This is a genomic window from Chitinimonas sp. JJ19, from assembly GCF_036961565.1.
Classification (GTDB): domain Bacteria; phylum Pseudomonadota; class Gammaproteobacteria; order Burkholderiales; family Chitinimonadaceae; genus Chitinimonas.
In genome coordinates this window covers 54,383-76,872 of sequence record NZ_JBAMDD010000003.1, presented here as the reverse complement: position 1 = coordinate 76,872, position 22,490 = coordinate 54,383, and the positions used below count along the sequence as shown (strand labels likewise).

The 22,490-nt window shown below is 60.8% G+C and carries 25 protein-coding genes; 5 read left to right on the top strand and 20 right to left on the bottom strand.

The features are described 5' to 3' along the window. Positions 1-36 precede the first annotated feature (36 nt). The 6 genes from V7714_RS04885 to V7714_RS04860 form a co-directional block, all read right to left on the bottom strand. The gene (locus V7714_RS04885; protein ID WP_284196280.1) at positions 37-300 is read right to left on the bottom strand and encodes an FAD assembly factor SdhE; all 264 of its coding nucleotides are present in this window, start codon (positions 298-300) and stop codon (positions 37-39) included. Next, positions 301-996, bottom strand: coding sequence for a succinate dehydrogenase iron-sulfur subunit (locus V7714_RS04880; protein WP_335708907.1), 696 nt, complete (start codon positions 994-996; stop codon positions 301-303). It lies immediately after the preceding gene. A gap of 26 nt (positions 997-1,022) precedes the next feature. Continuing rightward, positions 1,023-2,792 (bottom strand): succinate dehydrogenase flavoprotein subunit, encoded by a 1,770-nt coding sequence (gene sdhA / locus V7714_RS04875; protein ID WP_335708705.1) that lies wholly within the window; start codon positions 2,790-2,792, stop codon positions 1,023-1,025. After that, positions 2,792-3,139, bottom strand: coding sequence for a succinate dehydrogenase, hydrophobic membrane anchor protein (gene sdhD / locus V7714_RS04870; protein ID WP_284196283.1), 348 nt, complete (start codon positions 3,137-3,139; stop codon positions 2,792-2,794). Before sdhD ends, sdhA begins: the two co-directional genes overlap by 1 nt. Then, positions 3,133-3,507, bottom strand: coding sequence for a succinate dehydrogenase, cytochrome b556 subunit (sdhC, locus tag V7714_RS04865; protein WP_284196284.1), 375 nt, complete (start codon positions 3,505-3,507; stop codon positions 3,133-3,135). Before sdhC ends, sdhD begins: the two co-directional genes overlap by 7 nt. 207 nt (positions 3,508-3,714) lie before the next feature. After that, entirely contained in the window at positions 3,715-4,443 is a 729-nt protein-coding gene (locus V7714_RS04860; protein ID WP_335708704.1) for a GntR family transcriptional regulator, read from the bottom strand. Positions 4,444-4,725: 282 nt separating this feature from the next. Here V7714_RS04860 and V7714_RS04855 point away from each other — a divergent pair, with 282 nt between their 5' ends. Both V7714_RS04855 and V7714_RS04850 read left to right on the top strand, forming a co-directional pair. Then, positions 4,726-5,712 (top strand): malate dehydrogenase, encoded by a 987-nt coding sequence (locus V7714_RS04855; RefSeq protein WP_335708703.1) that lies wholly within the window; start codon positions 4,726-4,728, stop codon positions 5,710-5,712. Between the two features lie 198 nt (positions 5,713-5,910). After that, positions 5,911-8,337: a penicillin-binding protein 1A gene (locus V7714_RS04850; protein WP_335708702.1), complete on the top strand. Its 2,427-nt coding sequence runs from the start codon at positions 5,911-5,913 to the stop codon at positions 8,335-8,337. A gap of 63 nt (positions 8,338-8,400) precedes the next feature. Here V7714_RS04850 and tyrS read toward each other — a convergent pair whose 3' ends face one another. Further along, the gene (gene tyrS / locus V7714_RS04845; protein ID WP_335708701.1) at positions 8,401-9,675 is read right to left on the bottom strand and encodes a tyrosine--tRNA ligase; all 1,275 of its coding nucleotides are present in this window, start codon (positions 9,673-9,675) and stop codon (positions 8,401-8,403) included. A gap of 308 nt (positions 9,676-9,983) precedes the next feature. Here tyrS and V7714_RS04840 point away from each other — a divergent pair, with 308 nt between their 5' ends. Next, positions 9,984-11,084, top strand: coding sequence for an anhydro-N-acetylmuramic acid kinase (locus V7714_RS04840; RefSeq protein WP_335708700.1), 1,101 nt, complete (start codon positions 9,984-9,986; stop codon positions 11,082-11,084). Here V7714_RS04840 and V7714_RS04835 read toward each other — a convergent pair. The 5 genes from V7714_RS04835 to V7714_RS04815 form a co-directional block, all read right to left on the bottom strand. Beyond that, positions 11,072-11,293 carry a DUF2061 domain-containing protein gene (locus V7714_RS04835; protein ID WP_290332861.1) on the bottom strand — a complete coding sequence of 74 codons (222 nt, stop codon included), beginning with the start codon at positions 11,291-11,293 and terminating at the stop codon, positions 11,072-11,074. The genes V7714_RS04840 and V7714_RS04835 overlap by 13 nt on opposite strands. Positions 11,294-11,435: 142 nt before the next feature. Beyond that, the gene (locus tag V7714_RS04830) at positions 11,436-13,133 is read right to left on the bottom strand and encodes a SulP family inorganic anion transporter (RefSeq protein WP_335708699.1); all 1,698 of its coding nucleotides are present in this window, start codon (positions 13,131-13,133) and stop codon (positions 11,436-11,438) included. 8 nt (positions 13,134-13,141) lie between these two features. Continuing rightward, the gene (locus V7714_RS04825) at positions 13,142-13,561 is read right to left on the bottom strand and encodes a DUF6691 family protein (RefSeq protein WP_335708698.1); all 420 of its coding nucleotides are present in this window, start codon (positions 13,559-13,561) and stop codon (positions 13,142-13,144) included. Position 13,562: 1 nt separating this feature from the next. Continuing rightward, on the bottom strand, positions 13,563-14,000 hold the full coding sequence (locus tag V7714_RS04820; protein ID WP_335708697.1) for a YeeE/YedE family protein: 438 nt from the start codon (positions 13,998-14,000) through the stop codon (positions 13,563-13,565). Further along, positions 13,990-14,322, bottom strand: a complete 333-nt coding sequence (locus V7714_RS04815) for an ArsR/SmtB family transcription factor (protein WP_335708696.1) — start codon at positions 14,320-14,322, stop codon at positions 13,990-13,992. The genes V7714_RS04820 and V7714_RS04815 overlap by 11 nt, the downstream gene beginning before the upstream one ends. Positions 14,323-14,409: 87 nt before the next feature. Between V7714_RS04815 and V7714_RS04810 the strand changes: the two genes are divergently transcribed. Both V7714_RS04810 and V7714_RS04805 read left to right on the top strand, forming a co-directional pair. Then, positions 14,410-15,279 carry an MBL fold metallo-hydrolase gene (locus V7714_RS04810; RefSeq protein WP_335708695.1) on the top strand — a complete coding sequence of 290 codons (870 nt, stop codon included), beginning with the start codon at positions 14,410-14,412 and terminating at the stop codon, positions 15,277-15,279. A gap of 106 nt (positions 15,280-15,385) precedes the next feature. Next, positions 15,386-17,431: a methyl-accepting chemotaxis protein gene (locus tag V7714_RS04805; protein WP_335708694.1), complete on the top strand. Its 2,046-nt coding sequence runs from the start codon at positions 15,386-15,388 to the stop codon at positions 17,429-17,431. Positions 17,432-17,536: 105 nt separating this feature from the next. Here the strand turns inward: V7714_RS04805 and V7714_RS04800 are convergent, their stop codons facing one another. The 8 genes from V7714_RS04800 to nusB form a co-directional block, all read right to left on the bottom strand. After that, positions 17,537-17,866 (bottom strand): hypothetical protein, encoded by a 330-nt coding sequence (locus tag V7714_RS04800; protein ID WP_335708693.1) that lies wholly within the window; start codon positions 17,864-17,866, stop codon positions 17,537-17,539. 385 nt (positions 17,867-18,251) lie between these two features. Continuing rightward, a complete protein-coding gene (locus tag V7714_RS04795; RefSeq protein WP_335708692.1) occupies positions 18,252-18,815 on the bottom strand; it encodes an NADPH-dependent FMN reductase in 564 nt (187 codons plus the stop codon). A gap of 20 nt (positions 18,816-18,835) precedes the next feature. Continuing rightward, a complete protein-coding gene (locus V7714_RS04790) occupies positions 18,836-19,219 on the bottom strand; it encodes an OsmC family protein (RefSeq protein ID WP_335708691.1) in 384 nt (127 codons plus the stop codon). 109 nt (positions 19,220-19,328) lie between these two features. Next, the gene (locus V7714_RS04785; protein WP_335708690.1) at positions 19,329-20,030 is read right to left on the bottom strand and encodes a pirin family protein; all 702 of its coding nucleotides are present in this window, start codon (positions 20,028-20,030) and stop codon (positions 19,329-19,331) included. 193 nt (positions 20,031-20,223) lie between these two features. Then, complete coding sequence (locus V7714_RS04780) at positions 20,224-20,715, bottom strand: phosphatidylglycerophosphatase A family protein (protein ID WP_335708689.1); 492 nt, start codon at positions 20,713-20,715, stop codon at positions 20,224-20,226. Positions 20,716-20,718: 3 nt separating this feature from the next. Next, positions 20,719-21,678, bottom strand: a complete 960-nt coding sequence (gene thiL / locus V7714_RS04775; protein ID WP_335708688.1) for a thiamine-phosphate kinase — start codon at positions 21,676-21,678, stop codon at positions 20,719-20,721. A 9-nt stretch (positions 21,679-21,687) separates the two neighbouring features. Beyond that, the gene (locus tag V7714_RS04770) at positions 21,688-21,897 is read right to left on the bottom strand and encodes a DUF7661 family protein (protein ID WP_335708687.1); all 210 of its coding nucleotides are present in this window, start codon (positions 21,895-21,897) and stop codon (positions 21,688-21,690) included. 18 nt (positions 21,898-21,915) lie between these two features. Further along, positions 21,916-22,401, bottom strand: a complete 486-nt coding sequence (gene nusB / locus V7714_RS04765) for a transcription antitermination factor NusB (RefSeq protein ID WP_284196304.1) — start codon at positions 22,399-22,401, stop codon at positions 21,916-21,918. Between the last annotated feature and the right edge of the window lie 89 nt (positions 22,402-22,490).

Here is a 22,490-nt window from a genome sequence, read left to right as displayed (position 1 = left end):
ATTACGCCCTTCCCGGCCCTCGAACTAAGCGCATTATTATTGTTTCTTGGCGACTTGCCAGTGCCGCAACCGCGTCAGGATAGGAACGAGGCGGTCATCGGTGGTGTCGGTTTTGCCATCCACCAGTTCTAGCAGATCAATGTCCGGCAGCATCAACAAGTCTTGGTAGACGTCCAGCTCCGCAGGGGTCAGCTGATCAAAATCGTGTTCGAGAAAGAGTTCAAACACGAGATCAAGTTCCAGCAGACCCCGGCGGGAACGCCAGCGGAGTCGGTTCTTGTCCGCTTGGGTATAGGTCACTTAGGCTATCCGTTTCACCATCAGCTCTTTGATCTTGCCTATGGCCTTGGTGGGGTTGAGGTGCTTGGGGCACACATCCACGCAATTCATGATGGAGTGGCAACGGAACAGCCGGTACGGGTCTTCCAGATTATCCAACCGCTCGTTGGTGGCGGTATCGCGGGTATCGGCAATAAAGCGATAGGCAGCCAGCAGGCCAGCCGGGCCGACGAACTTGTCCGGGTTCCACCAGAACGACGGGCAGGAGGTCGAGCAGCAGGCACACAGGATGCACTCGTACAGACCATCCAGCTCTTCGCGATCCTTGGGGCTCTGCAGCCGCTCATGCGAAGGCGGCGGCGTGTCGTTGATCACATAGGGCTTGATGGAATTGTATTGCTTGAAGAACTGGGTCATATCCACGATCAGATCGCGGATGACCGGCAGGCCAGGCAAGGGACGGATTTCAACCGGCTGCTTGAGGCCAACCACATCGGTCACGCAGGCCAGGCCGTTCTTGCCATTGATGTTCATGGCATCGGAACCGCATACGCCCTCGCGGCAGGAGCGGCGGAACGACAGCGTGTCGTCCACTACCTTCAGGCGTACCAGCGCATCCAGCAGCTTCTTGTCGGTAGGCTCCAGCTCGACTTCGCAATCCTGCATATAAGGCTTGGCGTCGACGTCCGGGTTGTAACGGTAGATCTTGAATTGCATCTTCATGTTGGTTCTCCGGCGCGCGCTTAGAAGGTACGTTCTTTGGGCGGAATGTAGTCGACAGTCAGCGGCTTGGTATGCACCGGCTTGTAATCGAGGTGACGGTCATGGCTGAAGAACAGCGAGTGCTTCATCCAGTTGTCGTCATCACGCTTCTGGAAGTCATCGTGCGAGTGAGCGCCACGGGATTCCTTGCGGGCATCGGCGGCGATCATGGTCGCCACGGCGGCCTCTATCAAGTTGTCCAATTCCAGCGCTTCGATACGGGCAGTGTTCCAGACCTTGGACTTATCCTTGATCTGGGTGCGCTTGGCACGCTCGGCCACTTCGGCGATCTCCTTCACGCCCAAGGCCATGTTCTCGCTATTGCGGAACACACCGGCACGCAGCTGGATGGTCTTCTGCATGGCGCTGCGCACATCGTTCACCTCTTCGCCACCAGTCTGGTTCTCCAGGCGGGCAATGCGCGACAGGCTGTAGTCGGCGGCGTTCTCCGGGAGCGGCTTGTGCACCGGACGCTCGCGCTTGATGAAGTCGATCATGCTGTCGCCGGCCGATTTGCCGAACACCACCAGATCGAGCAGCGAATTGGTACCCAGGCGGTTGGCGCCGTGCACCGATGCACAGGCACACTCGCCTGCCGCATAGAAGCCATTGACGCGCACTTCCGGGTTATCGCCCTCGGGCACCATCACCTCACCGAGGTAATTGGTGGGGATACCACCCATCTGGTAGTGAGTGGTCGGAATAACCGGGATCGGTTCCTTGATGGGATCAACACCTGCGAACTTGATGGCAATTTCGCGGATGGACGGCAAGCGGTGATTGATCACCTCCGGGCCCAGATGATCCAGCTTGAGCAGTACGTGATCCTTGTTCTTGCCGGCACCACGCCCCTCCAGCACTTCCAGCGCCATACAGCGCGACACGAAGTCGCGCGGTGCCAGATCCTTCAGCGTGGGCGCGTAGCGCTCCATAAAGCGCTCGCCATTGCCATTGAGCAGAATACCGCCCTCGCCGCGCACGCCTTCCGTGATCAACACGCCCGCACCGGCCACGCCAGTCGGGTGGAACTGCCAGAATTCCATGTCTTCCAGCGGGATGCCGGCACGGGCACACATACCCAGGCCATCGCCGGTATTGATAAAGGCATTGGTGGAGGCCGCATAGATGCGCCCTGCCCCGCCGGTGGCAAACAGCACCGCCTTGGCATGCAGCACATAGACTTCACCGGTTTCCATCTCCAGCGCGGTCACGCCCACCACATCGCCATCGGCATCGCGAATCAGGTCCAGCGCCATCCATTCGACGAAGAACTGGGTATTGGCGCGCACATTGCGTTGGTACAGGGTATGCAGCAGCGCGTGGCCAGTACGGTCGGCAGCGGCACAGGCACGCTGCACCGGCTTCTCGCCGAAGTTGGCAGTATGGCCACCGAAGGGGCGCTGATAGATGCGGCCCGACTCCACCCGGTCAAACGGCATGCCAAAGTGTTCCAGCTCGATCACGGCCTCAGGTGCAGTCTTGCACATGAATTCGATGGCATCCTGGTCACCCAGCCAATCGGAACCCTTGACCGTGTCGTACATATGCCATTCCCACTTGTCTTCCTGGACGTTGCCCAGCGAAGCGGAAATGCCCCCCTGCGCCGCCACGGTGTGCGAGCGGGTAGGGAAAACCTTGGATAGCACAGCCGTCTTGAGGCCTGCCTCGGAAAGCTGCAATGCTGCGCGCATGCCGGCTCCGCCAGCACCCACGATCACTGCATCGAATTGACGTTTAGCGACGTTCGCCATTAGACACCCCACACCACTTTAACTGCGTAAACAAAGCTACCGATCAGATACAGGATGGTCAGCACATGCAGGGTCAGCCTCAGACCCAGGGGCTGGACGTAGTCCATCCAGATATCACGCACGCCAACCCAGGCGTGCAGCAGCAAGGCGAGGATGGTGACCGTGCTCAGCACCTGCACCCAGGTGCAGGCGAACAGCGCTTTCCAGCTATCGTAGCTGGCACCCGCGGCCAGGATCAGGAAGGCCAGCAGGCCCACGGTGTAAACCAGCATCACCACGGCGGTAACGCGTTGCAACAACCAGTCGCGCAAACCATAGTGCGCGCCGACAACATGGCGATTTACCACAGGACACCTCCGATGATGGCGGTAAGCGCCAGGCTGACAACCAGCACAGCCTTGGCAGTGTTACGCGCAGTCTCGAGCTCCAGGCCCTTGTGCACGTCCAGGAAGAGAAAACGGATGCCAGCGCAGGCATGATGCAGATAGGCCCACAGCAGACCTATCAAGGCAAGCTTGACCACCGGATAGGCGATAAAGGACTTGAAGGCATCGAACTGCGTCTCGCTGGAGAGCGAGCCATGCAGTAGCCAGAGCACCACCGGGATGGCGAGGAACAGGACCACACCGCTGATACGATGCAGGATCGAGATGATGCCCGGGATAGGCAGCCTGATCTTCGGGAGATCAAGATGCTTGGGCCGTTTTTTCTCCATGACGCGATTCCTTATTTTGTTTGAGTCACAGTGCAAGCCGCTGCACCGTTGCCCCGCGGCAGTACCCGCAGGTGGCGCTGTCGGCACCGGCAAACCAGCCAGTACAGCAACGCCCGTGGCAAAGCCTTTCGATTGTAGCAAACGGATTTGCCATTACCGTCCAGCTTGGCCTTTATAAAACCGTCCCGACTACATTACCGTGTCATATCAGACACGATAGACGTAATGATCGGTGCGGCAACGCAACACCGACCATTCCACTGGCGTGCTACTCAAACCGCCTGCGGTCCTTGCCACTTCCAGAACAGGGCTATCGACCTCGACCCCCAGCAACCTGGCCTCTTCGCGCCCTGCCAGCCCCGCCCTGAACTGCGGCGGGTTGGATACCACGCGCAAGCCGAATTCACGCCACCAGACGGTACGCAGATTGCAATTGGCCTGCTTGATACGGCGAGCGTCCAGACCTTCGAAGCGCTCTGCCGGCACAAAACTTTCAATCACCGCATAGGGCTCGCCCGACACCCTGACCAGTCGCTTGACCGCGATCAGGATGGCACCGCGCCGCAATCCCAATGCAGCAGCAGGCTCATCACCAGCATTGCTGCGGGCGCAGGCAAGCAATTCCACCGAGGTTTCGAGCGCCCGATCCGAACCCGGCAGCTCCGCCCGTCCCCAGTCGTCCTGCGCCTGGGCGATAAAGGTTCCCAGCCCTTGGCGGCGCACCAGCACGCCCTCACCCACCAGGCTGTCGAGCCCCTTGCGCACAGTCCCCTGGCTGACGCCAAAGCGGTCAGCCAATTCAAACTCACTGGGCAAGGCCGACCCAGCATCCCACTCGCCCTGCTCTATACCCGCAAGGATGCGCCCGCGCACTTGCGTGTACAAAGGCTGGCGACCTGGGAGTTCGGCCGGGTGGCGGCCGGATGCTGCAGACATTGAAAGGCTCGCGGGAAGCGGGATTTCGCGCTTTATACGCCACCGCCGCGCCGCTGTCCATCCCAGTCTTATATAAGACACAAGATTGCATTGCAACAAAGTCGCCCTTCAACCGTATTCCGGGTGATTTCAGCAGCTTGAGATGCTAGACTCGTCCTGATTGCTGTGCTGCCACATGAAAACCCTTGCCTCTATCGCTCACTGACACCTGAAGTGAACGATTGCTGCAACTGGTGGCCACACTCGCCTCTCCCTACTTAAAGCTCTCCAGGAGTTCCAACGATGAAGAAACCCGTTCGCGTTGCCGTTACCGGCGCTGCCGGCCAGATCGGTTACAGCCTCTTGTTCCGCATTGCCTCTGGCGAGATGCTGGGCAAGGATCAGCCCGTCATTCTGCAACTGCTGGAACTGCCGCTGGAGAAAGCCCAGGCCGCGCTCAAGGGCGTGATCATGGAGCTGGAAGACTGCGCCTTCCCGCTGCTGGCCGGTGTGGTCGGCACCGACGACGCCGAAGTTGCCTTCAAGGACGTTGACGTAGCCCTGCTGGTTGGCGCCCGTCCTCGCGGCCCCGGCATGGAGCGCAAGGACCTGCTGCTCGAAAACGCCAAGATCTTCACCGCCCAAGGCGCCGCCCTGAACAAGGTTGCCAGCCGTGACGTCAAGGTGCTGGTTGTCGGCAACCCAGCCAACACCAATGCCTACATCGCCATGAAGTCGGCCCCCGACCTGCCAGCCAAGAACTTCACCGCCATGCTGCGCCTGGATCACAACCGCGCCCTGAGCCAACTGGCCGACAAGGCAGGCGTAGCCGTTGCCGATATCGAGAACCTGATCGTCTGGGGCAACCACAGCCCGACCATGTACCCCGACTATCGCTTTGCTACCGCCGCCGGCGCTTCGCTCAAGGCCAAGATCAACGACGAAGCCTGGAACAAAGACACCTTCATCCCCAAGGTGGGCAAGCGCGGTGCCGCCATCATTGAAGCCCGTGGCCTGTCCTCGGCTGCCTCGGCCGCCAATGCCGCCATTGACCATATCCGTGACTGGGTACTGGGCACCAATGGCAAGTGGGTGACCATGGGCATTCCGTCGGATGGCTCCTATGGCATCCCCGAAGGCGTGATGTACGGCGTCCCCGTCACCTGCGCCAACGGTGAATACACCCGCGTTACCGGTCTGGAAGTCGATGCCTTCTCGCGCGAACGCATGGATTTCACCCTGGCCGAGCTCGAGGAAGAGCGCGCAGGCGTAGCACATCTGCTGGGTTGATTTTCACCCCGGCAGCAGAAGGCGAGCCTCGGCTCGCCTTTTTTGTTGCCTGTCATCGGCGTATAAGCAAGCCATGATGCCCTGAAACGGGCACAATACGCGCCGCGCGATGGACGGTAGCTGCAAACGCCACCCCTGCCTCGCTGCAAGAGCTAGGCTGATTTCACACCTCAACGCTTCTATCCGTTTACCACCAACGTGACCGACACCCAGACGCCTGCCCCTCCCAAAAAACGCCTGCAGAAGCTGCGTGCCTTGCTACGACGCTATCGCAAACTGCTTTGGGCCACAGCAGGGTTGATACTCGCCGCCTTTATCGGTGCCGGTTGGTGGCTACTGCGCGACCTTCCCTCCTTGGCCGAGCTGGACAACCTGCAAGCCAAGGTGCCGTTGCGGGTATTCTCCGACGACGGCGTATTGATAGGCGAATTTGGCAAGGAGCGGCGCAGCCTGGTCAAGCTGGCCGATATGCCGGCACAGCTCAAGCATGCCGTCCTGGCCATTGAAGATGCCCGTTTTTATGAGCACGGCGCTGTTGACCTGCAAGGCGTACTGCGTGCCGGACTCGCCAACCTGGGTAGTGGTGGCCGCGGCCAGGGTGCCAGCACGATCACCATGCAGCTTGCCCGCAATATGTTCCTGACCAAGGACAAGACCTACACCCGCAAGCTGCGCGAGATACTCCTGGCTTACAAGATCGAATCCGTCCGCAGCAAGGACGAGGTACTCGAGCTGTACATGAACCAGATCTACCTGGGTCAGCGCGCATACGGGTATGCCAGTGCCGCCCGTATCTACTATGGCAAGGAACTCAAGGACATCACCCTGGCTGAAGCCGCCATGCTGGCCGGCCTGCCCAAGGCGCCTGCCGCCTATAACCCTGTGGTCAATCCCAAGCGGGCACGGATACGCCAGGCGTATATCCTCAAGCGCATGCTGGAACTAAAGCTAATCGACAAGGCCAGCTACGAGCAGGCCTTGGCCGAGCCACTCAAGCTGGCCGAAGGCGAGATGCAAACCTACCAGCCCCGGCCCAAGGCGGAATACGCCGCCGAGATGGCGCGCCAGCAGATGGTCGCCCAGTATGGCGAGAAAGCCTATGGCATGGGGCTGGTGGTACACACCACCATCAACTACACCGCCCAACTGGCGGCCTGGGATGCCGTGCGCACCAGCCTGCTCGACTACGACCGGCGTCGCAACTATCGCGGCCCAGAAGGGCAAATGGTATTGCCCACGGCGGACGAAGATCGCAATGACGCAATAGAAGAGGCACTGGAGAGCCACCCCGATGCGGAGGAAATGATCGCTGCAGTGGTGCTGAAAGCCAGCCCGCGTGAAGTGACCGTGCAGACCCGCGAGGGCGAAGCACTGGTCATCAACAGCAACGGCCTGCGCTTTGCCGCCGCCGGCTTGCGCAGCAGTGCCAACGAGGCCTTACGCATCAAGCCGGGCAGCATAGTACGCGTCATACAGAATACCCAGGGCAAGCCCGAAATCGCCCAACTACCCGAAGTACAGGGCGCGCTGGTGGCTTTGGCCCCCCAGGATGGCGCCATACGGGCGCTGGTCGGTGGCTTCGACTTCAAGGTGCAGCACTTTAACCGTGCCGCCCAGGCCTGGCGTCAACCCGGCTCCACCTTCAAGCCCTTTGTCTATTCGGCCGCACTGGAGCGCGGTGTCGGCCCCGCCACCATCGTCAACGACGCCCCCTTGTCGATCAAGCTAGACCCCAAAGACGAGAAAGCCTGGGAGCCCAAGAACGACGACTACAGCCAATCCGGCCCCATTACCTTGCGGCGTGGCCTGCAAAAATCCAAGAATCTCGTGGCCGTGCGGGTGCTGGACTATATCGGCGTGCCCTATGCGCGTGATTACGTCACCCGCTTCGGCTTTGAAAAACGCCAGGTACCCCCCTATCTGCCCATGGCCCTGGGCGCAGGCCAGGTCACCCCGTTGCAACTGGCACGGGGCTATACCGTGTTCGCCAACGGCGGCTTCCGTGTCGACCCCTACCTGATACGCGAAGTACGCGACGGCAAAGGCAAGCTGTTGCTGCAGGCGCAGCCCAAAATTGCCGATCAGAACGCTATCCGCGCCATTTCACCGCGCAATGCCTTCCTGATGAACAATCTGCTGCAAGGCGTGGCCCAGCACGGCACTGCCTACCGCAGCAACGATATGGGCCGTACCGACCTTGCCGGCAAGACCGGCACCACCAACGAGGCGCGCGACGCCTGGTTTGCCGGTTATCACAACAGCCTGGTTGCCGTCAGCTGGATGGGCTTCGACCAGCCACGCTCACTGGGCACCAGCTCGGCCGGTAGCCAGCTGGCCCTGCCGCAGTGGATGCGCTTCATGACGCCTATGCTCAAGGGCCTGCCCACATACACCATGCCGCAGCCTGCCGGCGTTAGCCAGCAAGGTGGCGAGTGGTATTTTGACGAGTTCACCCGGGGCAATGGCTTTGTCGCCGGCATAGGCATGCGCGGTGTCGCCATGCCCGAGCCCGAAGAAGAAGCCGAGCTGCTGGAGGGAGAGGAAATCCCAACCGAGGAAGGCGAGCCGGAAGAAACCAGCGAGCCCATACCGGATGGGACACAATCGGGGAAACGGGATCGCTGACCGAGAGGCTGGCGGGACGCAAAAAAAACGGCGCATCGTGCGCCGTTTTTCTTTAGGCCCGCATCACTGCCAGCTGATCAAACCATAGTTCTTCTTGCCACGCTTGAGCAGTGTAAAGCGGCCGAACAGACGCTCCGCATCGCCAAAACTATGCTCTAGCGTATCAGCGCGGCTGCCGTTGATGCTGACCGCACCGCTCTGGATAAAGGTACGCGCCTCGCTCTTGGACTTGGCCAGATTGGCGGCCACCAGTGCATCGATCAGGCCGGTCACCGATCGCTCCAGCACAACACCGGGCATGCCATCCTGGGCCAGTTGCTCGAAGTCCGATTCGGTCAGGGCCGCAAGGCTGTCGCTGAACAGGCTTTGGCTGATACGTTGCGCCGCCTCGACTGCACCAGGGCCGTGGACGATGGCCGTCACCTGCTCTGCCAGGATGCGCTGTGCCTCAGGCTTGCCTTCACGAGCCTTGTCGGCCGCCTCGATGGCATTGATCTCGGCAGGTGACAGGAAGGTAAAGTAACGCAGGAAGGTGTACACATCGGCATCGGCCGTGCCCAGCCAGAACTGGTAGAAAGCATAAGGCGAGGTCTTCTTGGCATCGAGCCAGATGGTGCCGGTCTCGGTCTTGCCAAACTTGGTGCCATCGGACTTGGTCACCAGCGGTAGTGTCAGGCCAAACACCTGCTGCTGGTTCAGGCGCCGGGTCAGGTCGGTACCCGCCGTGATATTGCCCCACTGATCAGACCCACCTATTTGCAGGCGGCAACCGTGACGGCGGTTCAGCTCGGTGAAGTCGTAACCTTGCAGCAGGCTATAGGCAAACTCGGTGAAGGAGATGCCCTGGTCGTCGCGGTTGATACGCTGCTGTACCGACTCCTTCTTGATCATGGCATTGACCGAGAAATGCTTGCCGATATCGCGCAGGAAATCCAGCACGCTCATGGGGCCGAACCAATCGTGGTTGTTGGCCATGATGGCGGCATTAGCACCGTCGAACTGGAGGAAAGGCTCCACCTGGGCACGTATCTTGGCAACCCAGCCCTCGATCACATCGGGCGTATTGAGCTTGCGCTCTGCCGACTTGAAGCTGGGGTCGCCTATCATGCCGGTGGCGCCACCTACCAGGGCAATCGGCTTGTGACCAGCCTGCTGGAAGCGCTTGAGCACCAGGATGGGCACCAGGCTGCCTATGTGCAGGCTGTCCGCCGTCGGGTCAAAGCCGCAATAGAGGGTCACCGATTCCTTGGCCAGCAGTTCGTCGAGCGCCGCAGCATCTGTCGCTTGTGCGATCAGGCCACGATCTTGCAGATCCTGGATAAGGCTGGATTGGGACATGTAGGAACTCTCCACAGGGCAAACAGGGCACCGACACGGCGCCGTAAAAATCGGAACCGGTGATTCTAGCGCAAACCGGGGTACTACCCACATCCTATGCAGTCATCAATGCTGTCGTCGCGTCAGCGCTTGTCATGAGTTCAAGGCATGGATGAGCGCTGGCCGGCCTGTCGGGTGTGGGAGTAAACCTGGCGCAGGATCGAAAAGCCTGTTCAAAGTTTTTTCGCCTTCGCACCTGTCGGGAAAAGATCCTGAACAGGCGCCCAGACTGGTAGGCTATTGCCCTCCCGACTTCGCCTCCAAGCGCCATGCCCACTCCCCAGCTCTATATCGGCCTGATGTCCGGCACCAGCCTGGATGGTATTGACTGTGCCTTGGTGGACTATGCGGACACCGCCCCCCGCCTGCTGCATGCCACGCTGCAGCCGTTCACACCTGCCCTGCGTACTGAGTTGCTGGCCCTGCAAAGCCCGCAGACGGATGAACTACACCAGGCCGCGCTGGCAGCCAATGCCCTGGCAGATGCCTATGCCGCCGCGATCACCGATACCCTGGCCCAGGCCGATGTCGCGCCCGTGCAGGTACGCGCCATCGGCATGCATGGCCAGACCATACGACATAGGCCCGAGCTGGCCTATACGCTGCAAATAGGCAATGCAGCGCGACTGGCGGAGCAGACCGGCATTACGGTGGTCAGTGATTTCCGCAGCCGCGACGTCGCCGCCGGGGGCCAGGGTGCACCGTTGGTGCCCGCCTTCCATCGTGGCTTGTTTGGCGCTGCCGCGCATCGTGCCATCATCAACATAGGCGGTATCGGCAATGTGACCGATCTACCCAGCCACGGTGAAGTACGCGGTTGGGATACCGGCCCCGGCAATGTGCTGATGGATGGTTGGACGACCCGCCACCAGGGCTGGGCCTATGATGCCGATGGCGGCTGGGCCGCCACGGGCGCAGTCAATGACGATTTGCTCGCGGCCCTGCTGGCCCAGCCTTATCTGGCCCAGCATCCACCCAAGAGTACCGGGCGAGATCTGTTCCATCTACGCTGGCTGGATGCCATCCTGGCGCAACTGCCGGCCATTCCGCCACAAGATGTACAGGCCAGCCTGCTGGAATTCACAGCGCGCAGCATCGCTGATGAAATCAGCCGGCACGCTGCGCAAGCCAGTGAGGTCTATGTATGCGGCGGCGGCGCACGCAACAGCCTGCTGATGCGCCGGCTGGCTGACTTGCTGGCCCCGCGCAGATTGGATAGCACCGAGGTATTGGGTCTGCACCCCGACTGGGTTGAAGCCGTGGCCTTTGCCTGGCTGGCTAAGCAATGCCTGGCTGGGCTGCCGGGCAACCTGCCTGCCGTGACGGGTGCAGCAGGCCCCAGGGTACTGGGTGCCATCTACCCCGCATGAGCATGGCCGAAGTGCTGCACTGGCTTGGCAGCATCCGGCCCTCGGCCAAACCGCAGCCAGGCTTTCTCGTGAAAGTAGTAGGCTACGGTATTCACGGCGGGCTCCACCAAGGCCAGCGTGCTGCTGATACCTATGCTGCCAGTCAGCATATAGGCCACACTGAAGGCCACCCCAAAGTGGGTAAGGGCAAATGTCGCGGTCTTGGCCATGATGGGCTCCTAGGTGCTACTGCGCTTAAGTCGATGGCCCTATCATAGCCCCCTGCCACAACAAGAAAAAATCAAACGTTTCTCACATAACGATAGCAATAAAGCTATCACCAACACGTACAAGCGGGCACAGCCATCAAAGCTAGATGACATAGTCCTGGCCATGGCTGGCCTTGAGTGCCTGCATGGCCGCATGGGTGGACAGATGCACCTGCCCGGACAGCTCGTCGAGAAAACCGCTCTGCTTGAGCTGGTCCATCACCGGCCCCTTCACCACCGCAAAATGCAGCCTCACCCCCTGCTCCAGCAATACCCGGTTCAATTCACGCAAACCTTGCAGCGCCGAAACATCGATGGCATTGACGGCCGACAGCACCAGTAATAGCTCCCGTGTTTTGGGTCGCTGCCCCAGCATGGTCACCAGACCGGCCCGCACGAAGCGGATATTGGCAAAGTACAGGCTTTCGTCTATCCGCACCGCCAGTATCTCGGGTTCGGTATCGACTTCGTAGCGCAGCACATTGCGGTAATGTTCCGTCCCAGCCACCCGTCCCAGCACAGCCAGGTGGGGTTGGCTGGTGCGCCAGATAAACAGCGCCAGCGACAGCCCGACGCCCAGCAGGATGGCATCGACCACCCCCAGCACCAGCACCCCAACCAAGGTTGCCAGATAGACTAAGGCATCCCGCCTGTCGTAGCGCCATGCCAGCCTAAAGATGGACAGATCAATCATCTGCGAGACGGCGACCACGATGGTGGCCGACAATACAGCCAGCGGCATGCTGGCGAACAAATCGGTAAATACCAGCAATATCAGGGCTATCCAGGCCGCAGTCAGCACCCCCGCCAACTGGGTACGGGCGCCTGCCAGTTCATTGGCAGCAGAGCGGCCAAAACTGGCAGAAACAGGGAAACCCCCAGTCAGTCCTGCCGCCGTATTGGCGGCACCCAGCGCCAGCAGCTCCCGATTTGGGTCCACACTTTCGCGGCGCTTGAGTGCAAGGGACTGGGCAATCGAATAGCTATCGACAAAACCTACCAGGGCAATGGCCAGTATGGCCGGCACGATGGCTCCTGCAGTGGCGATATCCATGGCGGGCCAGGCCAATGGCGGTAACCCGGCCGGCAGCACACCCACCGAGCGCACCGGCAAGGCCAGCAGGCTACTGGCAACGGCACCTGCCACCACCACCACGATGGGAAAAGCCTTGCCCCACAGATCGGCCGCCTGTGCACTCAGACCCAGCTTCTGCAGGCCGGGCTTGATCCAGCGCCGGCCAGCCAGCAACAAGACTAGCGCCGCCCCGGACAGCATCAGTGCGTGCAGATTGGTCTGTGGCAATGCCCGCACCAGTTCGGTGGCAATCTGCCAGGCCGTAGCGCCATGGGCGCTGATGCCCAGCAGTTGTGGCAGCTGGCTCAGTACGATCAACAGCGCCGAGCCACTGACAAAGCCCCCCACCACCGAGTGCGACAGAAAGTTGGCGATAAAGCCGAAACGCAGCCAGGCCAGGCCCATGCGCAAGACACCCGACAGCAGTGCAACCATACCCGCCAGCGCCATCCAGGCGGCACTGCCCGGTGCAGCCATGCCCGCCAAGGCGGTAGCGGTCATCAGCGAGGGCAAGGCAGCAGGCCCGACCGATAAGGTGGCACTGGAGCCCAGCAAGGCATACACCACCACCGGTACGATGCTGGCGTACAAGCCCGCCTGTGGTGGCAAGCCGGCCAACAGGGCGTAGGCCAGCCCCTGCGGAATCAACAGCACCAACAGCGTCAGGCTGGCCAGCAGATCGTGCGGGAGATCGCCACGGCGATAATGTCTAAGCCAATCAGGCATGGCGGCACTCAGGAGCGAGGTGGGGGCAGCAGATTGTATAAGCCCATACCGGCCAGCATGGCGAGTACAAATGGCACAAAAGCCGCCTCACCGGTTGCCAGGCCCAGCAATGCCGGCCCAGGGCAAATACCGGCCAGCCCCCAGCCCAGCCCAAACAAGGCGGCACCCAGCAGCAGGCGCGCATCCGGCTTGCCGGGCTTGGGCAATTGCATGGGCAAGCCCAGCAGGCTGCGCTGTCGATGCCCAGCCCAGGCCAGCAATCCGGTCGCTGCACAAATCCCGCCGACCATCACCAGGGCAAGGCTGGGATCCCAAAGCCCGGCAATATCCAGAAAGCCAGATACCTTTGCCGGGTTTGCCATCCCCGCCAGCAATAAACCCAAACCAAACAAGAGCCCCAAGAGGCCAGCAGTCAGTGACGATTTCATCTCAAGCTCCCAGTGCATGACGCATGATGTACACCGTCACCACAGCGACCAGCATAAAGGTCATGGTGGCAATCAGTGAGCGCAGGGTTCCTCGCGCCAGGCCGCAGACGCCGTGACCGCTGGTGCATCCCGACCCCAGGCGTGTACCGAACCCGACCAGCAGACCAGCAAGCACCAAAGTGACCGGGCCGGCAGCCACCTGGATATCGGGGAGACGCCACCCGAGCTGCCACACTAGCGGTGCCGCCAGCAGACCCACTATAAAGCTCAGGCGCCAGGCACGGTCGCCCTGGCCACCTCGGCTCAACAACCCACCCACGATGCCGGAGACGCCCATGATACGCCCCAGCAGCAAGGCAAAACCGCCTGCGGCCAGGCCTATCAGCACGCCCCCAAACAATGAAGCCAGCGGTGTGAAGTGCAAGGTATCAAGCTGCATGCGAAGTCTCCTTCTGATTTGGCGGACAGTACAGTTCGTACATCAAACCCAGCACCCGGCTGACTTCGGTACTGGCCAAGCTGTAATAGATATATTTGCCTTCACGCCGGGTGCTGACCAATTGCTCGTTGCGAAGCACGCCCAGTTGCTGGCTCAAGGTAGGCTGGCGTATACCGGTCATGGATTCGAGTTCGGACACGGTTCGCTCACCCTCCACTAGTTGGCAGAGCAGCAGCAAGCGGTCTTCATTAGCCAGCGCCTTGAGCAGCGCGGCAGCTTGGCTTGCCGCGCCACGCAAGCCTTCCAGCTGTTCTGGTGTCATCGTTTCTACCTCTGGTGACCGTCTGATAGTTGACACATTATACGTTTTTACATTATGTTTTCAAGCATATTGATTAGGAGCATACCCATGAGTTCCGCCAGCGCCCAGATTCAAGCCTTCCATGAGCCCGTCACCGGTACTATCAGCTACGTGGTGTATGACCATAGCGGCGGCCACGCTGCCATCATCGACCCCGTATTGGACTACGACCCCAAGGCAGGCCGCACCAGCACGCGCAATGCCGATCAACTGATTGCGTTTCTTCACGCGCAGCAACTGAGGCTGGAATGGATACTGGAAACCCACGCCCATGCCGACCATCTGTCCGCAGCGGCCTATCTAAAGCAGCAATGCGGCGGCACCGTGGCCATTGGTGAGCATATACGGCAGGTGCAGGCGATTTTTTCCGGCATATTCCATTTCGAGTCCGGCTTCGAGGCCGATGGCAGTCAGTTCGACCATCTGTTCCGCGATGGCGAAACATTCCAGATCGGTACACTATCCGCCCAGGCCCTCTTCGTACCGGGCCATACACCGGCAGATATGGCCTATCTGGTTGGTGATGCCGTTTTCGTGGGCGATACCCTCTTCATGCCGGATCTGGGTACCGCACGGTGCGACTTTCCCGGCGGCAATGCAGCCACGCTGTACCAATCCGCGCAGCGATTGCTCTCCCTGCCCGACAGCACCCGTTTGTTCATGTGCCACGACTATCCACCTGCCTCGCGCAAGGTGCAGTGGGAGACCACCGTGGCCGAGCAGCGCGCCGCCAATATCCATATCCGCCAAGGCATCAGCCAGGACGAATTCGTCGCCCTGCGCGAGGCCCGTGACCGCACTCTGGACATGCCCAACCTGCTGCTGCCATCGGTGCAGATCAATATACGGGCGGGCGAGATGCCCCCAGCAGAAGCTGACGGCCACCGCTATTTGCGCATTCCCTTGAACCGGCTTTGACCCAGGTCAACACGGGCGACAATATATCTTGCCCGCCAGCCCTCCTTGTAGCGTGGCAGCCCAGTACAAGTGCTATACCGATTTAACCCTTGCTTAAAGGATGGTTATGTCCGCAGCACTCAGCTTCCGCACCAAGATACTGATCGTGGCCTTGGCCTGCGCCACGCTTGCACTGGCAGCCGTTGTGACGGCGGTATCACTGCAGACGCGCGCGCTGTCGCGCCAGCAAGCCTACGACAGCGCCCGCTCCCTGGCGGATTACTATGCTGGCTATGCCAGTGCCGCGTTTGGTGCGCCAGCCAATACGGCGCGCGATATGGCCGGTGTATTCGCCGGTTTCAAGAAGCATGGCCCACCAGACCGCAAAATTATGGATGGCATGCTGGAGGCCACCTTCCTGCGGCAGGAAAAGCTCTACGACCTGTGGGTGATTTTCGAGCCCAATGCCCTGGATGGGCGCGATGCCGAGTACACCAAGAACAAGCTCTATTACGCCAGCGGTGCCTATGCCCCCTGGCTGTTGCGGCCTGATGCCAAGCAGCCTGCGGCCACCAAATTCTTCGAGTACGACCATGCCGACAAGGAGATGACGCCGGAGGAACAGCAAAAATGGGATGTGGACTACTATGGCCAGCCCTATTACGTCGAACCCAAGAACACCAAGCGTGATACAGCGGTAGAGCCCTACCTGGATCCCGACACCAATGTACTGATGATGTCTTACGTGGCGCCCGTGCTGGCCGATGGCCAGTTTATCGGCGTCATCGGCTCTGACGTACCCATGCGCGACCTGCAAGCCACCCTGAATGCCCAGAAACCCTATGAAACCGGCTTTCTTAGCCTGATCAGCCATGCCGGCGTGTATGCCAGCCACCCCGATGCCGGCCGCATCAACAAGCCCTTCGACCCAAAGGAAATTCCCAAGGACGCCTTTGAGGCCGCCCGCAGCGGCAAGGCAGTGGTGGTGGAACAGGATGACTACGTACGTTTCCTGGTGCCCGTCGCCATCGGTAGCAGCGCCACCCAATGGGTGCTGGCAGTCAATATCCCGATTGCCCGTATCATGGCTCCGACCAACCATATGCTGCTGGTCAATATCGCCATCGGTGCGGTGGCGTTGGCCTTGCTGGCCATCGTGCTGGGTATCGCCATCGGCAAGGTGGCCCAACCGCTGGCGCGTCTGCGCGATGCCATGCGTGAACTGGCGGGTGGCGAGGCTGATTTGACCCGGCGCCTGCAGGTAGCCAGCCAGGACGAGATTGGCCAAACCTCACAGGCCTTCAACCGCTTTATAGACAGCCTTGCCGATATCGTGCGGGCGGTAAAAGACAACGCCGTCGATCTCAATGGTCGTATCAACGAGCTGGCGGGACATACCCGGCACATATCAGACAGCTCGGCGCAGCAATCTTCGGCTGCGGCGTCGTCGGCCGCCTCACTGGAAGAAATGTCCACCAGCATCAGCCTGATTGCGCAGAATGCCAGCGATGCCGGCAAGACCAGCGAACAAGCCGAGCGCGATGCATTGAGTGCGGTGGAAGAGGTAAAGCAGACGGCCGCCGAGATAGGCAAGGTGGATCAGGCCGTCAGGCAGCAGGCCTCGACCATGGCGCAACTGGCACAACGTGCCCAGGCCGTCAGCAGTGTGGTCGCCACCATACGCGAAGTAGCCGAGCAGACCAATCTGCTGGCACTCAATGCCGCCATCGAGGCCGCCCGCGCTGGTGAACAGGGGCGCGGTTTTGCCGTGGTGGCCGACGAGGTAAGCAAGCTGGCAGAGCGCACCGCCGCCGCCACGCTGGAGATCAGCCAGACCATCAGCAGCATCCAGCAGGAGACGGATACGGCCGTCAGCGGCATAGGTACGACACTTGGTCAGGTCGAAGCCGGCGTGGCACGCTCACGCAGTGCAGCCGAGCAAATAGCTGGTATCGCAGATACGACACGCATCACCGCCATGGGCATGCGTGATATCGCCATCGCCACCCGCGAGCAATCCGAAGCCTCCAACCTGATGGCCAACAATGTGGAACAGATCACCTCAGCCATCGCCCAGAATGATGTCGCGCTCCAACAGGCCTCCAACACCAGCCAGCAGATTGCCAGCCTAGCAGCCGAACTAGAATCACTGGTACAGCGCTTCCGTACCTGAAAACGGCAAGGCCGCCCTCCTGGGCGGCCTGTCCATGCCTTTACCAGAGACTGCAGCAGATAGCTGCAGCCTGGTTCAGCTCATGGGTTCTATTCCCTAGCTACCCTAGCGCCAGCGTATCCACGCATGCCAGAAGACCGGTGGGCGGCTGGCCCAGTCGTTCATGCGCTCCTGCTTGCGCACCTCATCCAGCTGGGTCTGCTGCATATAGTCCAGCACCGGATCAGGCAGTCCCTGCTTGCTCAGGCGGACGATATCGCTGGCCGTCAGCTGGTAGCTGGATCGGCTCTCCCGCATCATGGCGATGATGGCATCGGCACTGACGCCATCACGGCTCAGCTTGAGTGCCTCATCCACCGAAACCTGCGGCGGTAGCGTGGCGCAGGCGGACAGCAACAAGGCCCCCGCCAGCCACACACAAGTCAGACGACGCATGATGTATCTCCCAGTACAGAACACTCTCCAGGCGAAGCGCCCGATCACGGCCGGTCTTCGTCCTTAGAGCCTCTTCACGATCTTTTCACCCCGTCGCAGGACCGGAAAAGGGTTAGGTACCAGGCGGGCGACGCAGGCAATAACCGGTTATTACCAAGGAGTCCAACGCAGTACATGACCCTTTTCCGGTCCAGCCCTACGGGTTCCGGTTCGGTTCCGGGCATTGCCGGTAGCGACCGGCGTTACAAGCCGCTTGCGGTACCGGTACCGCGGCGCGGCTTGCGCCTTGTCCGCTATCCGGCACTGCCCGGAACGCCGAGGCGAAAAGATCGTGAACAGGCTCTTCCGTCTGCGTTATAGACCATGCCCAAGCCGGAAAGTGCCATCAGCCCTTGAGTGCCAAGGTCAGTTGGATCAAACGAGTAGCCAGTTGATCAAGCTGCCCGCGCTGCCGCTCGTTGACCAGGCTGCCATCCTCCGCAAACGCCTCATGCGCGCGGCTGACCGCCAGTGTTTGCGGCAAGGTGGTCACGCCCAGGGTATGCAGGATGTCACGCAGATGGCTCAAACCGCGCAAGCCACCCAGCGCCCCAGGCGAGGCAGCCGTCAGCAAGGCAGCCTTGCCTTGCAGCGTAGCACCGCCATCGATGCGCGATAGCCAATCCAGCGTGTTTTTCATCAGGGCCGAAACCGACGCATTGTTCTCCGGCGAAGCCAGTGCCAAGCCATCGTGTTGCGCCAGCAACGCGTTCAATCGCCTGGCGGACTCCGGGGCACCGTTATCCGCCTCCCAATCACCGTGATACAGCGGCATTTCATAATCGGCCAGATCAATCAAGGTGGCCTCGCCACCTGCCGTAACAATCGATGCCGACAGGACCGCAGCCAAGCGCTTGTTAAGCGAGGCCCGCCGGGCACTGCCGGCAAAAACCAGTATGCGTGCACTCATCGCCTTCTCCTTTGCCGCCGTCATTGCGCCTGGGTCGTGATCTCGAACCGACCAGATAGCGTCTTGTGTACCGGACACTTACCGGCTATCTCAGTCAGTCTGGCACGCTCCTGCTCGGTCAGGTCGCCGACAAACTGCAACTGCCGCTCCATCTGGTAAACACCGCCCTCTTCCTTGTGGCGTATGGTCACCACCACGTCCTGCAGTGCCATGCCCTTGCGCTCAGCGTACATACGCACGGTAATGGCCGTACATGCGGCCAAAGCCGCATCCAGCAACTGGTGGGGGTCGGGTGCAGCCCCCTCGCCTTGCGCGCCGTCCGCATCGGCCAGCCAGCGGGCCTGGTCTGCTACCAACTGCGTCAGATAATGGCCTTGCTCGGCCTTGCTTGCTACGACGGTCATCTTTTCTCTCCTGTACTTTGTTTCCACTAGCCGGCGTACTCGCGGGCCGGCAAAACCCGCAGCTTCCATAGCGCCCCTGGCGCGAGCATGGCGGTTCCTGGGCGTTCGCTCAAGCCAACATGTCAAACACCAGCACTTCAGCACCCTGCCCCTGCGCCAAGGTAACAAGGGGTTCGCCTTGCAGCAGCAAGGCATCGCCCGCTCCAAGCGCTTGCCCGTTCACCTGCAGGCTGCCCCGCGCCAGGTGTACATAGGCCAGGCGGCCAGGGGCGATGGTCAACGCAGCCTGCTCCTCGGCATCGAACAAGCCCGCATACAGCCGTGTATCCTGATGCACGGACACCGAACCTTCATCCCCGCCTGGACTGGCAATCAGGCACAGCCGACCCCGCTTCTTGGCTGCATCAAAATGCTTCTCCTCGTAGCCCGGTGTAACACCGGTCACACTGGGCATAATCCATATCTGCAGAAAATGCACACTGTGATCCACCGAGCCGTTGTACTCGGAGTGCATGACCCCCTTGCCAGCACTCATGCGCTGTACATCACCCGGCCGAATGACCGAGCCATTGCCCATGCTGTCCCGGTGCTCCAGGCCCCCTTCCAGCACATAGCTGATGATTTCCATATCACGATGGCCATGGGTACCGAATCCCGCGCCAGGCGCAACCCTGTCCTCGTTGATGACGCGCAAGGGGCCGAAGCCCATGTGCTTGGGGTCGTAGTAATCGGCGAAGGAAAAACTATGAAAGGACTTCAGCCAGCCGTGGTCGGCATAACCCCGGTCTGCACTGCGACGTAGCGTAAGCATGGTAACTCCTTGCAAAAGTCTGAATGAACAATTGCCATGCTATGTCTTGAACTGGCTTGCTGATAGCGGAATGATCTGAGTAGTTTGATCAAAAAAACAGAATGAGCTTGCCTGGCATGCGAAAAACCCGCTGGCTCAGGCCATGCTGCCATGACCCGACTCCACCAGGCTCACAGCATGATCGATGCGCAAGCTAGGACAGCCAGGGATACAGCAGATAAAGCAGGCCGGCTGCCGGCAGCGCCGCCAGCGCGTCGTCGAGCATGACACCGAAGCCGCCTTTGATGCGTGCGTCAAACCAGCTGATAGGCCAGGGCTTGCTGATATCGAACAGGCGGAACAGCAGGAACGCGGCACTCCAACCCAACAGCGTCTGCGGCACCATGGCCAGCAAGGGCAGCATTGCCACGATTTCATCCCAGACTATGCCGCCGTGATCCGACACACCCAGCGCCTGCCCGGTTTTGCCGCACGCCCAGATACCCAGCACAAACAAGGGAATAGCCAGCAGGGCGATATGCCATGGCAACAGCACCTGGGCCAGCAACAGATACAGCGGGATCGCAGCCAGCGACCCAAATGTCCCCGGCGCTTTGGGGGCAAGACCACTACCAAAGCCCAAGGCGAGAAAGTGCGCAGGGTGAGACAACAGCAGTTTGATATCGGGTTGGCGCTGTGCGGGCATAAGTCAGGCGAAATGGTTGAAGCCGGTGTAAGGCAGCCTAACAGGCTGATCGTTGGCGTCCAGCACCGTCACGCCCTGCCCTGCCTTCAGTTGACCAATATGGCTCAAGCGCAGCGCCAGCGCTGTTGCCAGTTGCTCAATCTGTGCACGCACAGCAGGCGCGGCGGTAAAGCACAGCTCGTAATCGTCACCGCCAGCCAGCAGGCAGCGATCCAACGCAGGCAGGGCCATGGCCTCGTCGCTCAGCGGCGGTAGCGGCAACGACATCAGCCGCAGTTCCGCCGCCAACTGCGAGCGGGCTGCAATATGCCCGAGATCGGCCAATAAGCCATCGGACACATCAATGGCAGCATGGGCGAGCCCTGAAAGGGCCAAGCCCAGTGCCACCCTGGGCTGCGGCTTGTCCAGCCGCTCCGCACAATAGGCAAGATCGCTCGCCCCCAGCTGGAGCTTGCCATAGCGCTGCGCCACCGCCATGGCGGCAGCACCGGTACAACCTGAAAGCCAGATATCGTCACCCACCTGGCCCGCATCGCGCCGCAGCGCCAAGCCGGGCGCGACTTCGCCCATGATCTGGATGGAGATGGTCAAGGGGCCAGCTGTCGTATCCCCCCCGATCAAGGCCACGTCGTGCTCGTCGGCCAAGGCAAACATGCCGCGCGAAAACGCCGCCAGCCAGTCCGGGTCAGCCTGGGGCAGGCTCAGGCACAGCGTAAACCAGCGCGGCCGGGCACCCATGGCCGCCATGTCCGACAGATTGACGGCCAGGCACTTCCAGCCCAGCGCCTCAGCATCGCAGCCGGCAAAGAAATGGCGTCCCTCCACCAACGTATCGGCGGAGACTGCCAGCTGCATGCCCGGTGTCGGCGCGATCAGCGCAGCATCATCCCCCACGCCCAGTACGGTGTTGCCAACCGGCCGAGTGAAGTAACGCTGTATCAGATCAAATTCATCGAGGGGCATGATGAAGCGTCAGTCTACCCGGCGCAGACTGCGGCCGGGCTCGCTCAACTCGTGCAGCAGGTCGTAGAGATAACCCGCAAGCTGCGCTTCCGTCAGCTCAGGCGGAATCACAAAATCAGGCAGGGCCAGCAAGGTGCCGGCACCTGGGCGATAGGCCACCCACTCAGTACCGACACGGCGTATTTCCAGCTGGTATCTGCCAAAGATATCGAAGCGCATGGCCAAGCACTATCCGTATCAGCGACGGCGGTTACGGCCAGCTTCAACCTCAGCAGTGCGCACTTCGGCGGCCAGCTTGTCCAGCACGCCGTTAACAAAGCGATGACCGTCGGTACCGCCAAAGGTCTTGGCTATCTCGATGGCCTCATTGATCACCACCGCGTAGGGGGTTTCCGGCTTGTGGATCAACTCGAATGCGGCCACCAGCAGCACAGCCCGCTCCACCGGGCTGACATCGATTTCATCACGGTCCAGATGGGGTGCCAGGGCCGTCTTCAGTGCCTCGGCATCGCGCAGGGCGTTGTAGAACAGCTCGCGGAACAGGGTCTCATCGGCCCGGACAAAGCTGGTACTGCTATCGCGCAGGAAACGCTCGATATTGGCCACGCCGTCGCCAGTAAGCTGCCACTGGTACAGCCCCTGTACGGCAAACTCACGCGAGCGACGGCGAGAGGATTTCTGCGGGGTCTTCTTGGCTTCTTGGGGTTGTTCAGCTTGGCTCATGGTGTGTCCTGTTCAAAGAGCAGGCGCGGCTTGCAAGCCGCGCTCTTGGGGGTTTCTTGACGGCTGGGGCTCGCCCGCAGCCGGCTTAG

Excerpts from the sequence above, each read along its gene's own strand:
- V7714_RS04880 (WP_335708907.1), bottom strand. The coding sequence starts at position 996 with ATGCAATTCAAGATCTACCGTTACAACCCGGACGTCGACGCCAAGCCT.
- sdhA (WP_335708705.1), bottom strand. The coding sequence starts at position 2,792 with ATGGCGAACGTCGCTAAACGTCAATTCGATGCAGTGATCGTGGGTGCT.
- sdhC (WP_284196284.1), bottom strand. The coding sequence starts at position 3,507 with ATGGAGAAAAAACGGCCCAAGCATCTTGATCTCCCGAAGATCAGGCTG.
- V7714_RS04860 (WP_335708704.1), bottom strand. The coding sequence starts at position 4,443 with ATGTCTGCAGCATCCGGCCGCCACCCGGCCGAACTCCCAGGTCGCCAG.
- V7714_RS04855 (WP_335708703.1), top strand. The coding sequence starts at position 4,726 with ATGAAGAAACCCGTTCGCGTTGCCGTTACCGGCGCTGCCGGCCAGATC.
- tyrS (WP_335708701.1), bottom strand. The coding sequence starts at position 9,675 with ATGTCCCAATCCAGCCTTATCCAGGATCTGCAAGATCGTGGCCTGATC.
- V7714_RS04840 (WP_335708700.1), top strand. The coding sequence starts at position 9,984 with ATGCCCACTCCCCAGCTCTATATCGGCCTGATGTCCGGCACCAGCCTG.
- V7714_RS04835 (WP_290332861.1), bottom strand. The coding sequence starts at position 11,293 with ATGGCCAAGACCGCGACATTTGCCCTTACCCACTTTGGGGTGGCCTTC.
- V7714_RS04830 (WP_335708699.1), bottom strand. The coding sequence starts at position 13,133 with ATGCCTGATTGGCTTAGACATTATCGCCGTGGCGATCTCCCGCACGAT.
- V7714_RS04825 (WP_335708698.1), bottom strand. The coding sequence starts at position 13,561 with ATGAAATCGTCACTGACTGCTGGCCTCTTGGGGCTCTTGTTTGGTTTG.
- V7714_RS04820 (WP_335708697.1), bottom strand. The coding sequence starts at position 14,000 with ATGCAGCTTGATACCTTGCACTTCACACCGCTGGCTTCATTGTTTGGG.
- V7714_RS04815 (WP_335708696.1), bottom strand. The coding sequence starts at position 14,322 with ATGACACCAGAACAGCTGGAAGGCTTGCGTGGCGCGGCAAGCCAAGCT.
- V7714_RS04810 (WP_335708695.1), top strand. The coding sequence starts at position 14,410 with ATGAGTTCCGCCAGCGCCCAGATTCAAGCCTTCCATGAGCCCGTCACC.
- V7714_RS04805 (WP_335708694.1), top strand. The coding sequence starts at position 15,386 with ATGTCCGCAGCACTCAGCTTCCGCACCAAGATACTGATCGTGGCCTTG.
- V7714_RS04800 (WP_335708693.1), bottom strand. The coding sequence starts at position 17,866 with ATGCGTCGTCTGACTTGTGTGTGGCTGGCGGGGGCCTTGTTGCTGTCC.
- V7714_RS04795 (WP_335708692.1), bottom strand. The coding sequence starts at position 18,815 with ATGAGTGCACGCATACTGGTTTTTGCCGGCAGTGCCCGGCGGGCCTCG.
- V7714_RS04790 (WP_335708691.1), bottom strand. The coding sequence starts at position 19,219 with ATGACCGTCGTAGCAAGCAAGGCCGAGCAAGGCCATTATCTGACGCAG.
- V7714_RS04785 (WP_335708690.1), bottom strand. The coding sequence starts at position 20,030 with ATGCTTACGCTACGTCGCAGTGCAGACCGGGGTTATGCCGACCACGGC.
- V7714_RS04780 (WP_335708689.1), bottom strand. The coding sequence starts at position 20,715 with ATGCCCGCACAGCGCCAACCCGATATCAAACTGCTGTTGTCTCACCCT.
- thiL (WP_335708688.1), bottom strand. The coding sequence starts at position 21,678 with ATGCCCCTCGATGAATTTGATCTGATACAGCGTTACTTCACTCGGCCG.
- V7714_RS04770 (WP_335708687.1), bottom strand. The coding sequence starts at position 21,897 with ATGCGCTTCGATATCTTTGGCAGATACCAGCTGGAAATACGCCGTGTC.
- nusB (WP_284196304.1), bottom strand. The coding sequence starts at position 22,401 with ATGAGCCAAGCTGAACAACCCCAAGAAGCCAAGAAGACCCCGCAGAAA.